Raw genomic sequence first — 12,438 nt, 5'->3', positions numbered from 1 at the left:
TTGAAGATTGGATGAATCGATAATATGATGCAAAACCAATAACAGGCGCTAGTTTTAGTCTCTTGTTATTGGTTTTTGTTATCAGAATTAAGTACTTGAGAACTACGCGCAATGACCATAAATTTTAAAGGAACAACAGTGTATTACCAAGATGAAGGTCAAGGTTCGACTGTTGTGCTATTGCACGGGTTTTTAGAGAATTCTTCAGTATGGGATTCTGTTAAAGCATCTTTAGTGAAGCGTTACCGAGTAATCAGTATTGATTTACTCGGACATGGTAAATCTGGCTGTATAGGCTATGTGCATACTATGGAACAGATGGCGGAGGCAGTAAAAACTGTTCTCCAATGGTTAAAACTCAGACGTGTTTCGTTTATAGGGCATTCCATGGGAGGTTACGTTGCTCTTGCATATGCGGAGGCATATCCTGATGAGGTAAAAGGATTGGTGCTCGCAAATTCTACAGCTAGAGCAGATTCCCAAGAGCGAAAAGATAGCCGCGACCGTGCCATTGAATTGGTAAAAAAAGATCATAAGACTTTTGTTCGAATGGGGATATCGAATCTTTTTAGGCCTAAAAACAGAAGTATTTTCGCTGAGGAAATAAAAGTCTTGAAAAAAGAGGCTTTAAAAACTCCTTTGCAAGGAATTGTTGCTGCATTGGAGGGAATGAAAATTAGAGATGACAGAGAAATATTGCTTCACTTTACTCCCTTTGCTAAAATGATGATTATAGGAAGGAAAGATCCTGTGCTTAAGTATGATGACCTCATTGATCAAGTCCGGAATACCTCAGTGGATTTTGTTGAATTTGCTGATGGGCATATGAGTTTCATAGAGAATAAAGTGGAGTTTATCGATGAAATCAATATTTTTTTAAAAAATACTTGATTGGTTTACAGATTATTATATATTTGTTTTACCCAAAATTCTTATTATTATGAAATCCTCAAAATCTACATTCAAAAGAGCCCTTTGCGCTGTGTTCGGTCATCGCTATGTGGTATCGAAAAAAATCACTTCTCATGTTGCGGAATACACTTGTAAAAATTGCAAGTGCGAATTGACCACTACAGAATCAGGTACGTTGGATGTTTTGACTCCAGAATTAAAGGAAATCAATGAGTCCTTGGCTAAATTTTATCGTAAAAGACACCAAGTTCAGTCGGTCGCTTAGATTTCCTCCGTTACAAGATTTTATACCGCCCGCCATTGAAATTATTCATTAGGCCTTGGCGTTTTTATGCCTTGTCAAATGAATTCCAACCCCTAGCTTGTAATGGTATCTTAGTATTTGCTCTAGTGATTAGGTGCATGCCTTCGGATTCTTGTGTCATATGGCCAATGATGGTAAGGCTTGGATTCGCTTTGATTTTAGGGTAATCTTCTTGAGAAATCGTAAAAAGTAATTCATAATCCTCTCCACCACTAAGGGCTACAGTCGTACTACTAATATTGAATTCCTCACAGGTGGAAATGGTCTGTGGATCCAATGGGATTTTATCTTCGTATAAATTACAACCGACCTTGGATTGTTTGCAGATATGGATGATCTCAGAGGACAATCCATCGCTAACATCAATCATGGCGGTAGGTTTTACACCAAGTTCTTTTAATAGCTTAGGGATATCCTTTCTTGCCTCTGGCTTTAACTGACGTTCTATAATGTAGCTGTATTGATCCAAATCTGGTTGATTCTGTGGGTTTACTTGGAAGACTTGTTTTTCACGTTCAAGAACCTGAAGTCCTAGATAGGCCCCACCAACATCTCCAGTGACTACTAACAAATCATTGGGTTGTGCGCCGCTTCTGTAAACCACATCTTCTGGGTTGATTTCACCTATGGCAGTTACCGAAATCAACAAACCTTTATTAGATGAAGTTGTATCTCCTCCGATTAAATCGACCTTATAGAGATCACAAGCGAATTTAATCCCTTCGTATAGTTCCTCAACAGCCTCTAGTGGAAAGCGATTAGAGAGCGCTATGGAAACCGTTACTTGTGTAGCCTTCGCATTCATGGCATACACATCGGAGAGGTTGACAATGATAGATTTGTATCCCAAATGCTTTAAAGGCATATACCCTAAATCAAAATGTACACCTTCTACCAATAGATCTGTAGTTACGACTGCTTGTTTACTCTTAAAGTCGAGCACTGCCGCGTCGTCACCAATAGCCTTTACAGTACTTTGGTGTTTGATTTCAAAAATGTTAGTGAGATGGTTAATTAAACCAAATTCACCCAATTCTGATATGGAGGTACGTTGTGGATTTTTATCTTCTATCATAGCTGCAAATATAAATAGAGTTTAAGTGTTTTATAAGCTTTTACTCTTAAAAGTTGTACTCGATTCTTAAACGATACCCATCTTTAAAATCCTTGATAATTAGTTATTTTAAATTTTTTGTAAGGAAAAATCAAATGGCATAACAAAAGGTTATAAGAGGATTTAATATATTAATGGATATACTCATGGTAAATCATAATGAATATCTTATTTTTGTAGACCATTTGGAAATAATGAAAATATAATGATAAAAGTTTCTGAATCAGCGAAAAAGAAAATAGCCGAATTAATGGCGGACGATGGATTTAACGTTGCGCAAGATTTTGTGCGCGTTGGAGTTAAGAGTGGTGGTTGTAGTGGATTATCTTATGATCTGAGATTTGATAAAAACAAAGAACAAGAGGATAAGGTTTTTGAAGACAATTCGGTTAAAATCATCGTCGACAAAAAAAGCTTTCTGTATCTCGTTGGTACCGTATTGGAGTATTCTGGCGGACTAAATGGGAAAGGATTTGTCTTCAATAACCCCAATGCACAAAGAACCTGCGGTTGCGGTGAAAGCTTTTCGTTATAGAAAACGAATTCTATAGTTAATTTTTAGGTAGAAAGCAATAGTGTTTCTACGTAACAACTTTAATAGTAAGATGGCATATACAGAGGAAGAATTAAAAAAAGAACTCGAAACCAAGGAATACGAGTACGGGTTTTATACAGATATAGAATCGGATACCTTACCTGTTGGTTTAAATGAGGATATAGTTCGTGCGATTTCTAAAAAGAAGAATGAACCACAATGGATGACGGATTGGCGATTAGAAGCTTTCAGCCAATGGAAGCAGATGGAGGAGCCAGAATGGGCTAATGTGACTTATAAGAAGCCAGATTTCCAGGCCATTTCCTATTATTCAGCTCCTGTGTCAAAACCAAAGTACCAAAGTTTAGATGAGGTGGATCCAGAGTTGTTGGATACCTTTAAAAGATTAGGTATTTCTTTAGATGAACAAAAGAAACTTGCTGGGGTTGCAGTGGATGTTGTAATGGATTCTGTTTCCGTGGCAACTTCTTTTAAAAAGACCTTAGGAGAAAAAGGAATTATTTTCTGTTCCATTTCTGAGGCCATTCAGAAACATCCTGAATTGGTAAGAAAGTATTTGGGTACAGTAGTGCCTCAAAAAGATAATTTTTATGCAGCTTTGAACTCTGCGGTGTTTTCAGATGGTTCTTTCTGTTACATTCCTAAAGGGGTGCGTTGCCCGATGGAACTCTCAACATACTTTAGAATTAACCAAGCAGGTACCGGACAATTTGAACGTACCTTGGTTATTGCCGACGAATCGAGTTATGTTAGTTACTTAGAGGGATGTACAGCACCCACTAGAGATGAGAACCAGCTGCATGCTGCCGTTGTGGAACTCATTGCTATGGACGATGCCGAAATTAAATATTCGACCGTTCAGAACTGGTTCCCTGGAGACAAGGAAGGAAAAGGTGGGGTGTTTAACTTTGTGACCAAAAGAGGCCTTTGTGAAAATCGCGCAAAGATTAGTTGGACTCAAGTAGAAACAGGTTCAGCAGTGACTTGGAAGTATCCATCATGTGTCCTTAAAGGGGATAATTCTGTTGGAGAATTTTATTCCATCGCTGTCACCAATAATTACCAGCAAGCAGATACCGGAACCAAGATGATCCACCTAGGGAAGAATACCAAGAGTACTATTATCTCTAAGGGAATCTCTGCAGGAAGGTCACAAAACAGTTATAGAGGACTTGTTCAAGTTCATGGTAGAGCTGAAAATGCTCGGAATTTCTCCCAGTGTGATTCCTTACTGATGGGCAACCAATGTGGAGCTCATACTTTCCCATATATTGAAACAAAAAATAAAACCGCACAAATAGAACACGAGGCGACAACCAGTAAAATTGGTGAGGACCAAATATTTTACTGTAACCAACGGGGTATTGATACAGAGAAGGCCATCGCCTTGATCGTAAACGGTTTTAGTAAAGAAGTATTGAATAAGCTTCCTATGGAGTTTGCCGTAGAGGCTCAAAAATTACTAGAAATCTCATTAGAGGGTTCTGTAGGATAAATAAAAATTGGTAGTTGGGTTCTCTAAGGATACTATAGAAGTAAGGGAGCTTAATGAGATAACAGCATATAACAAGAAACAAATGTTAAAAATTGAAAATTTACACGCTAGCGTAGAGGATAAAGCGATTTTAAGAGGAATTAACTTGGAAGTTAAACCAGGAGAAGTCCACGCTATCATGGGGCCAAATGGTTCTGGTAAAAGTACATTGTCATCGGTAATTGCAGGGAATGAAGATTTTGAAGTTACCAATGGCAATATCGAATTTCTAGGAGAAGATATAGGAGAGCTTGCACCTGAAGAACGTGCACATAAAGGACTATTTCTATCCTTCCAATACCCTGTTGAAATTCCTGGGGTGTCTGTTACTAACTTTATAAAAACAGCCATCAACGAAACTAGACGTGCTAAAGGTTTAGAAGATATGCCAGCCAATGAGATGCTGAAATTGATTCGTGAGAAATCCGAGCTTTTGGAGATTGATCGTAAATTTCTGTCTCGTTCCTTGAATGAAGGGTTCTCAGGAGGAGAGAAGAAACGAAATGAAATCTTCCAAATGGCTATGCTAGCACCAAAATTAGCGATATTGGATGAGACTGATTCAGGATTGGATATCGATGCGCTAAGGATTGTTGCAAACGGTGTTAACAAACTAAAAAGTGCGGATAACGCAGTAGTGGTTATTACGCACTATCAAAGACTATTAGAGTATATCGTTCCTGATTTTGTACACGTACTACTCAACGGTAGAATTGTGAAGTCTGGAGGTAAAGAACTCGCTTTCGAATTGGAAGAAAAAGGATACGATTGGATTAAACAAGAGGTTGAGGTTTAACCTATGCTATTTTCATAGATTGGTTTAAATAGCCTTCAACCACCAAGCGGCCTACGCCTTCTTTATATTTAGATATTAGTTGGGCTGTTGTTAAATAGCGCTTTTGGTAAAAAGCAAACAGATTAGAATTAAGGATCATGGAATTAAAAGATAAATTAATATCATCATTTATGGCTTTTGAGAATCGTGTAGATGTCAATCACGCTGTACATGATATTCGAACCCAAGCCATAAAAGTCTTTGAGGAAAAAGGGTTTCCTACCAAAAAGGATGAGGCATGGAAATACACCTCTTTAAATGCACTATTAAAAAACGACTATAGTGTTTTCCCAGAACAGGGATCCGCTATTGAGTTCAACGATATAAAAAAGTATTTTATTCATGATATCGATAGCTACAGAATCGTATTTATCGATGGAGTTTTCAGTTCGCATTTATCCGAAACCACTCATGAAGGTATCGATGTCTGCACTATGGGTGCTGCTTTAACTAAGCCGAAGTACCAATTAGTGATTGAAAATTATTTTAATAAGATTGTCGATAAAGAAGATAGTCTGACAGCCTTAAATACAGCATTCTCTAGAGAAGGAGCTTTTATAAATGTTCCTAAAGGGAAGGTAGTACAAAAGCCTATTCAAGTGTTGTATTTTTCAACAGGAAAAGAATCCGCTCAAATGGTTCAACCACGAAATTTGGTTGTCGTAGGGGAGAATGCCTATGTTCAAATAATTGAGCGCCACCAAAGTCTTAATCTGAACCCTGTGCTGACCAACGCAGTTACCGAAATTCATACCAGTAAAAGAGGTATTGTAGACTACTACAAGATTCAAAATGATCAAGAAAGTGCATCTTTGATCGACAACACTTATATTTCGCAACAGCAAAACAGTCATGCTTCCGTACATACTTTCTCCTTTGGAGGAAAACTGACCAGAAACAATTTACAGTTCTTACACAAAGGGGAATATATCAATTCAACTTTAAAAGGAGTTACTATCATTGAGGACAAGCAGCATGTTGACCACAGTACCTTGGTACACCATGCCACACCAAACTGCGAAAGTCATCAGGACTACAAAGGAATTTACGCTGACCGAAGTACAGGAGTTTTTAACGGTAGAATTATCGTTGAAAAAGAAGCTCAAAAAACCAATGGATTCCAGCAGAACAACAATATTTTAGTCAGTGATAAGGCCACCATTAATGCCAAACCTCAATTGGAGATCTTTGCAGACGATGTGAAGTGTTCGCACGGTTGTACCATAGGACAACTTGATGAGGAGGCTTTGTATTACCTTAGAACAAGAGGTATTCCTAAAAAGGAAGCACGTGCTTTACTCATGTATGCTTTTGCTAACAATGTCCTTGAGAGTGTAAAAATACCTGAGGTAAAGGCTCGAGTAAACAAGTTAATCGCTATGAAATTAGGCGTGAAGATTGGATTTGACCTTTAATACGCTTTCTGGGGAAACCATTTTTTAAAACGTTTTGGAATCGGTGCTACCAGGGATATTTTTTCATCTGTATAGGGATGGATAAATTCTAGGCTGTAGCTATGTAAATGCAGGCCTTTAGCCTTACTACTTATATGCTTTAGGCCATATGCTTGATCCCCTAAGACGGGATGATTAATACTTGCTAGGTGCTTTCTAAGCTGATGACGACGTCCAGTTTTAGGGTTTAATTTTACTAAATTAAGACAGTGGTACTTCTTGGATTCAATCCGTTGAATAACCTCGAAATAACTCAAGGCCTCTTTGTTATCAATCGGAGTATCTATACATCCGGATGGTGGCATTTGGCCAGCAGTAATGGCAAAATAGGACTTTAACATACGTTTGTTTTCAAACATTTTATTGAGCTTACGAATGCTTGATTGGGTTTTACCACAGAGTAAGACGCCAGAGGTTCCAAAGTCCAAACGATGTACTGGCTGCGGTAAACAAGCATCCCCTTGACCGCTTTTTGTTAAATGATATGAAAGTGCATTGGCAATAGTTTTAAACTTATTACCACTCACTAGAACACCGGCGGGCTTTACAATTGCGGCTAAAAATGAATCTTCGTAGAGTACATCAAGGGACACATCTGGAATGTTGATAACCTGATGATCCATTGGGGTCGTTAGCACAATCGTTTCGCCTCCATGGATATAGGTAGCGGAGGTGATAGGGGTATTATTAATGGTTATTCGTTGCTTTTTGAGCGCTTTTTTCAGTGCAGACTTGGTGGCAGCATGTTTAAAGATACCTACCCCATATTCTTGTATACGGATGGGTTGTTCTAATGTGGGAACAGTATGGGTTTCTCGCGTTTCGATGGCAAGTTGTTTAAAATCTTTACAAAAGTAATACAGTCTTTTAAAAACAAACTTACGATCTTTGTTTTATGATGGATCCATTCGATGATACCTATTTTATGAAAAAAGCCCTTCAAGAAGCGGAGGAGGCTTACCAAAAGGGAGAAATACCTGTGGGTGCAGTGGTGGTTATAGATCAGAAGATCATTGCTAGAGCACATAATTTGACCGAGACCTTAAACGATGTCACAGCACATGCGGAGATGCAGGCGATTACTGCCGCAGCCAATTACCTGGGCGGAAAGTATCTTAAAGGCTGTACCCTATACGTCACCTTAGAGCCTTGTCAGATGTGTGGTGGAGCACTTTATTGGAGTCAGCTTGCAAAAGTTGTTTTTGCAGCTTCTGATCCTCATCGAGGATATGAGGTCATGGGTACAAAATTACATCCTAAAACTGCTGTTGTCAAAGGTGTACTACAAGACCAGGCCGAAGACTTGCTGAAAAATTTTTTTATTCAGAAACGCAACCTGAATTAACCATATACCATAAAAAAAGTCGCCCAGACTGGACGACTTTTGTACTTTACAAAAATAAAATATATTTTTATCCGATTACTTGCACTTGTGAAGCAACCACGCCTTTTCTGCCTTCTTCTTCTAAATATTCTACTTTGTCTCCTTCGTTAAGTTCAACACCATTCAACGCTGTAACGTGAACGAAAATGTCTTTTCCGGTGTCATCGTTGGTTATGAATCCGTAACCTTTGGACTCATTGAAAAATTTTACTGTACCAGTCATTATAATTATAATAAAAATTAATGTTCAAATGTATCAAAATAATTGAAAGTAACTTTCAAAAAATAAATAAATATTTCAAAATTTATTGATTATCAGGGTATTTCTTGTCTTTGTTGGTCATTTTATCAATATTTTCTTTTGTAAACATATAATCTGACATCTTTTTTCCTTTGGAACGATGGTAGATAAATAAAGGAAAAAGAATAAAAACTGTAAATAGGACGGTAACACCAAGAACTTGGTCTCCTGTATGATCATTTACTAGGTTTTTTATGTAAATTCCTGATCCAAATCCTAGTATAACGCAGATAAATAATATTTGAATAAGATATTTCATATAAGTGACTGGGCTTTTAATTTTTATTAATGTACAAAACAATAGGTCAAATTACTATTCTGTAAATGCAATTAACTTTCTCCTGTAGGCGGTTAGTAATTTTGATTTGGAGATGAACCCAAAATAACGGTCGTTTTTTACCACGGGAAGATTCCAAGCTCCGCTATCTTGAAACTTTTGCATTACGTGTGTCATACGATCCTTCCCAAGTTCGATAATAGCTGGAGGGTTTTGCATCACATCAGAGGCCTTTATCTCTTGGTATAAGTTTTGATCAAACATGATGGATCGAATATCGTCAAGGAGTATAATGCCGATGAGTTCATTTGTTTTTCGTTTCAGTACTGGAAAGATATTTCGATTGGATTTTACTACCGCTTGATTGATAATCTCGCCCAGTGTCATATCGGGATAAACAGGAACAAAATTGGTCTCTATTACCGTTTCCATATCCATGAGTGTTAATACCGCTTTATCCTTATTATGTGTAATTAATTCTCCTTTCTTAGCTAGTTCCATCGTATAGACGGAATAGGGCACAAAATACTTTGTAATGGCATAGGAAATGGTTGCTGTGATCATTAGGGGTAAAAATAGCTCATACCCCCCGGTAAGTTCTGCGATTAAAAAGATTGCTGTTAAAGGCGCATGTAATACACCAGCCATGAGTCCCGTCATACCGACCAAGGTAAAGTTACTTTCTGATACCGGGCTTTGTAAAATACCTATATTGTTTAAAACCTTGGCTAGGCAGTTTCCCATGATACATCCCATAAAAAGGGTGGGCGCAAAGATACCTCCTACACCACCAGCTCCAAAGGTAATGGCACTGGCGACAATTTTAAATAAAAGTAGACCAACTAGAAGTATAATTACACCCCAAATGTTGCTCAGATCGATGTTTAAAATATTGTTTTTCAAGGCTGCTGTTGGATTCCCTTGAACCATGTTGTTCATAAGCTCATATCCTTCTCCATATAAAGGCGGCACCAAAAACACTATAACTCCTATGGCTACCCCTCCGATGAACAATCTTTTTATAGGGCCGTTTATGCGATCAAAGAAATATTGAATACTGGCATATACTTTTGTAAAATAGATGGACACACCAGCTGCGACGATCCCTAATAGCATAAAATACGGGATATCATTTACAATAAAGTCATCTTGTAAATCAAATGGAAGCAAGATGTCACTTCCAAAGAAAAAATAAGAAGTGAGAACCCCAGAAATAGAGGCTAACAACAAAGGCAACATAGAGGCTAGGGTCAAGTCCAGACTCATTACTTCTATGGCAAAAATTATTGCGGCAATAGGCGCTTTAAATATCGAAGACATAGCACCGGCAGCCGCTGCACCTATTAGAAGGGTTCTAGTGGCCTGATTCATATGAAACAGCCTGGAGATATTTGAACTAATCGCAGCACCTGTAGAGACGGTTGGACCTTCCAATCCCACGGATCCACCAAACCCAACAGTTAATGGTGCCGTAAGTATACTACCGACCATTTGATACCTTTCCATAAGGCCTTTTCGCTTGGAAATGGCAAATAAGGTGGAAGGAATACCGTGATTTACTTTGTTACCAATGACATATTTCATCATCAAATAGACCAGTACAAAGCCAATCAAAGGAAATACAAAATACGCCGCTTCGGAATATTTTTGAATAAGCTTACCTTCTAACAAAAGTTGGATGTAATGCGTGAGATTTTTTAAGATCACCGCCCCTAGACCAGAGGTGAAACCAACGATAATACTAAGAATATAGACAAATTCACGCTGCGAAATATGCTTAGCTCTCCAAATGAGAAAGCGCGCTAACAATGATCTTTTAGATTGTGGCATCCCGCATGGCTTTAATTCCCTCATTTTAAAATTACAAAATATAATTTTACCTGGGCAAATTTTGTCACTTGTTAGAGGTCGAGCTTGATACGCAATTCTTTTAGTTGTTCTTGATCGATAGCAGAAGGCGCATCAATCATGACATCTCTTCCAGAATTATTCTTTGGAAAGGCAATAAAATCACGAATGGTTTCTTGTCCACCCAAAATAGCTACCAATCGGTCAAGACCAAAAGCAAGACCTCCATGAGGAGGTGCCCCATATTGGAAGGCATCCATTAGAAATCCAAATTGTGCTTTTGCTTCTTCTTCCGTAAATCCAAGATGTTTGAACATGGTTGCCTGTAGTTGTTTGTCGAAAATTCGAATAGAACCTCCACCAATTTCATTACCATTTAAAACAAGGTCATAAGCATTTGCTCTAACTTTTCCTGGCTCCGTTTCTAATAGGTGGATATCCTCCATCTTCGGAGAAGTAAATGGATGGTGCATGGCGTGGTAGCGCTGCGTGTCTTCATCCCATTCCAATAGTGGGAAATCAATCACCCAAAGTGGTGCAAACTCGTTCGATTTTCTTAAGCCCAATCGTTCAGCCAATTCCATTCGAAGCGCACTTAATTGGCTACGTGTTTTATGGGCTTCCCCTGAAAGGACACAAATAAGATCGCCTGGTTTGGCATTTGTAGCCTCCGCCCATTTTTTTAGATCTTCTGGATCGTAGAATTTATCTACGGAAGATTTAAAACTTCCATCTTCATTGTATTTTACATAAACCATCCCTAAGGCCCCCACTTGAGGTCGCTTTACCCAATCGATAAGTTTGTCAATTTCTTTTCTAGTATAGGAGGCTCCTCCAGGAACTGCAATTCCCACGACAAGCTCAGCTTGATTAAAGACATTAAAACCCTTGTGTTGTGCTACTTGATTTAACTCACCAAATTTCATATCGAATCGGATATCTGGTTTGTCATTCCCATATGTGCACATGGCCTCCTGGTAGGTCATCCTTGGGAATTTGGAAACAGTAACATTATTTATTTCCTGTAATAAGTGCCTCGTGAGTCCTTCAAAAATGTTTAAGATATCTTCTTGCTCAACAAAAGCCATTTCACAGTCTATTTGCGTAAACTCAGGTTGTCTATCAGCACGAAGATCTTCGTCTCTAAAACACTTTACAATTTGAAAATACTTATCCATGCCACCAACCATTAGCAATTGCTTGAAGGTTTGTGGAGATTGTGGAAGGGCGTAGAATTGACCCTCATTCATTCGTGAAGGCACAATAAAATCCCTTGCCCCCTCTGGAGTAGATTTAATTAAATAGGGTGTTTCTATCTCAATAAAATCAGCCTTTGACAAATAATTTCTAACTTCCATACTTACTTTGTGACGGAAGATCAGATTGTTTTTAACTGGATTTCTTCTTATATCGAGATAACGATATTTCATTCGAAGTTCATCGCCACCATCAGTTTCATTCTCTATGGTAAATGGAGGAGTAAGCGAAGAATTGAGCAGGGTAATATTACGAACTAAAATTTCGATATCCCCAGTGGCTAAATGAGGGTTTTTCGCTTCTCTTTCAATAACGGTCCCCTCTACTTTAATGACAAATTCCCTTCCGAGCCCTTGAGCAGTCTTAAAAACATCTTGTGGAGTTCTATTTTCATCAAATATAAGCTGGGTAATACCGTATCGATCTCTTAGATCTACCCAAATCATAAATCCTTTATCTCGTACCTTTTGCACCCAACCAGAAAGGGTGACTTCATTGCCTATATGTTCTGAGCGCAACGCTCCGCAAGTATGACTTCTATACATGAATTCTATTGGAATTAATTGGCTGCAAAGTTAATAAGGATTGTGAGTGAAATGAAAAAATTCAAAAAAGAATTTTCCAATGTTAAGTTTTTAAGGTGAGCGCTGCATAACCCTATG

13 protein-coding genes are annotated in these 12,438 nt (G+C 38.2%); 7 read left to right on the top strand and 6 right to left on the bottom strand.

The features are described 5' to 3' along the window. The first annotated feature begins 111 nt into the window (after positions 1-111). Together VKY50_RS11895 and VKY50_RS11890 are read left to right on the top strand one after the other, a co-directional pair. Positions 112-891 carry an alpha/beta fold hydrolase gene (locus tag VKY50_RS11895; RefSeq protein WP_324302043.1) on the top strand — a complete coding sequence of 260 codons (780 nt, stop codon included), beginning with the start codon at positions 112-114 and terminating at the stop codon, positions 889-891. Positions 892-940: 49 nt separating this feature from the next. Next, positions 941-1,177: a hypothetical protein gene (locus tag VKY50_RS11890; RefSeq protein WP_324302042.1), complete on the top strand. Its 237-nt coding sequence runs from the start codon at positions 941-943 to the stop codon at positions 1,175-1,177. A 64-nt stretch (positions 1,178-1,241) separates the two neighbouring features. Here the strand turns inward: VKY50_RS11890 and thiL are convergent, their stop codons facing one another. Further along, positions 1,242-2,291 (bottom strand): thiamine-phosphate kinase, encoded by a 1,050-nt coding sequence (thiL, locus tag VKY50_RS11885; protein WP_324302041.1) that lies wholly within the window; start codon positions 2,289-2,291, stop codon positions 1,242-1,244. Positions 2,292-2,535: 244 nt separating this feature from the next. Here thiL and VKY50_RS11880 point away from each other — a divergent pair, with 244 nt between their 5' ends. From VKY50_RS11880 to sufD, 4 genes are all read left to right on the top strand, one after another. Then, positions 2,536-2,865 (top strand): HesB/IscA family protein, encoded by a 330-nt coding sequence (locus VKY50_RS11880; RefSeq protein ID WP_324302040.1) that lies wholly within the window; start codon positions 2,536-2,538, stop codon positions 2,863-2,865. Positions 2,866-2,935: 70 nt separating this feature from the next. After that, positions 2,936-4,381, top strand: a complete 1,446-nt coding sequence (gene sufB, locus VKY50_RS11875) for a Fe-S cluster assembly protein SufB (RefSeq protein ID WP_324302039.1) — start codon at positions 2,936-2,938, stop codon at positions 4,379-4,381. A gap of 82 nt (positions 4,382-4,463) precedes the next feature. After that, complete coding sequence (sufC, locus tag VKY50_RS11870) at positions 4,464-5,216, top strand: Fe-S cluster assembly ATPase SufC (RefSeq protein WP_324302038.1); 753 nt, start codon at positions 4,464-4,466, stop codon at positions 5,214-5,216. A gap of 137 nt (positions 5,217-5,353) precedes the next feature. Next, positions 5,354-6,670 (top strand): Fe-S cluster assembly protein SufD, encoded by a 1,317-nt coding sequence (gene sufD, locus VKY50_RS11865; protein ID WP_324302037.1) that lies wholly within the window; start codon positions 5,354-5,356, stop codon positions 6,668-6,670. Here sufD and VKY50_RS11860 read toward each other — a convergent pair. After that, positions 6,667-7,332: an RluA family pseudouridine synthase gene (locus tag VKY50_RS11860; RefSeq protein ID WP_324302036.1), complete on the bottom strand. Its 666-nt coding sequence runs from the start codon at positions 7,330-7,332 to the stop codon at positions 6,667-6,669. The two genes, sufD and VKY50_RS11860, sit on opposite strands and share 4 nt — an antisense overlap. A gap of 272 nt (positions 7,333-7,604) precedes the next feature. Between VKY50_RS11860 and VKY50_RS11855 the strand changes: the two genes are divergently transcribed. Beyond that, positions 7,605-8,054, top strand: coding sequence for a nucleoside deaminase (locus VKY50_RS11855; RefSeq protein ID WP_324302035.1), 450 nt, complete (start codon positions 7,605-7,607; stop codon positions 8,052-8,054). Positions 8,055-8,121: 67 nt separating this feature from the next. On the opposite strand, the gene VKY50_RS11850 is transcribed toward VKY50_RS11855, so the two are convergent. The 4 genes from VKY50_RS11850 to aspS all read right to left on the bottom strand — a co-directional run bounded on the left by VKY50_RS11850 (position 8,122) and on the right by aspS (position 12,321). Then, a complete protein-coding gene (locus tag VKY50_RS11850) occupies positions 8,122-8,316 on the bottom strand; it encodes a cold-shock protein (protein WP_008990027.1) in 195 nt (64 codons plus the stop codon). Between the two features lie 82 nt (positions 8,317-8,398). Beyond that, complete coding sequence (locus tag VKY50_RS11845) at positions 8,399-8,653, bottom strand: cytochrome b family protein (RefSeq protein ID WP_324302034.1); 255 nt, start codon at positions 8,651-8,653, stop codon at positions 8,399-8,401. 54 nt (positions 8,654-8,707) lie between these two features. After that, positions 8,708-10,501, bottom strand: a complete 1,794-nt coding sequence (locus VKY50_RS11840; RefSeq protein ID WP_324302033.1) for a chloride channel protein — start codon at positions 10,499-10,501, stop codon at positions 8,708-8,710. A gap of 71 nt (positions 10,502-10,572) precedes the next feature. Next, positions 10,573-12,321: an aspartate--tRNA ligase gene (gene aspS / locus VKY50_RS11835; protein ID WP_324302032.1), complete on the bottom strand. Its 1,749-nt coding sequence runs from the start codon at positions 12,319-12,321 to the stop codon at positions 10,573-10,575. Between the last annotated feature and the right edge of the window lie 117 nt (positions 12,322-12,438).

Source organism: Galbibacter sp. (assembly GCF_035306585.1).
Classification (GTDB): domain Bacteria; phylum Bacteroidota; class Bacteroidia; order Flavobacteriales; family Flavobacteriaceae; genus Galbibacter.
Note: the sequence above shows the minus strand (reverse complement) of the source record. Positions and strands in the feature narration are given on the sequence as shown.

Coding starts and splice junctions, on each gene's coding strand:
- VKY50_RS11840 (WP_324302033.1), bottom strand. CDS start 10,501: ATGCCACAATCTAAAAGATCATTGTTAGCGCGCTTTCTCATTTGGAGA.
- VKY50_RS11850 (WP_008990027.1), bottom strand. CDS start 8,316: ATGACTGGTACAGTAAAATTTTTCAATGAGTCCAAAGGTTACGGATTC.
- thiL (WP_324302041.1), bottom strand. CDS start 2,291: ATGATAGAAGATAAAAATCCACAACGTACCTCCATATCAGAATTGGGT.
- VKY50_RS11860 (WP_324302036.1), bottom strand. CDS start 7,332: ATGGATCATCAGGTTATCAACATTCCAGATGTGTCCCTTGATGTACTC.
- sufD (WP_324302037.1), top strand. CDS start 5,354: ATGGAATTAAAAGATAAATTAATATCATCATTTATGGCTTTTGAGAAT.
- VKY50_RS11845 (WP_324302034.1), bottom strand. CDS start 8,653: ATGAAATATCTTATTCAAATATTATTTATCTGCGTTATACTAGGATTT.
- VKY50_RS11880 (WP_324302040.1), top strand. CDS start 2,536: ATGATAAAAGTTTCTGAATCAGCGAAAAAGAAAATAGCCGAATTAATG.
- VKY50_RS11895 (WP_324302043.1), top strand. CDS start 112: ATGACCATAAATTTTAAAGGAACAACAGTGTATTACCAAGATGAAGGT.
- VKY50_RS11855 (WP_324302035.1), top strand. CDS start 7,605: ATGATGGATCCATTCGATGATACCTATTTTATGAAAAAAGCCCTTCAA.
- sufC (WP_324302038.1), top strand. CDS start 4,464: ATGTTAAAAATTGAAAATTTACACGCTAGCGTAGAGGATAAAGCGATT.
- aspS (WP_324302032.1), bottom strand. CDS start 12,321: ATGTATAGAAGTCATACTTGCGGAGCGTTGCGCTCAGAACATATAGGC.
- VKY50_RS11890 (WP_324302042.1), top strand. CDS start 941: ATGAAATCCTCAAAATCTACATTCAAAAGAGCCCTTTGCGCTGTGTTC.
- sufB (WP_324302039.1), top strand. CDS start 2,936: ATGGCATATACAGAGGAAGAATTAAAAAAAGAACTCGAAACCAAGGAA.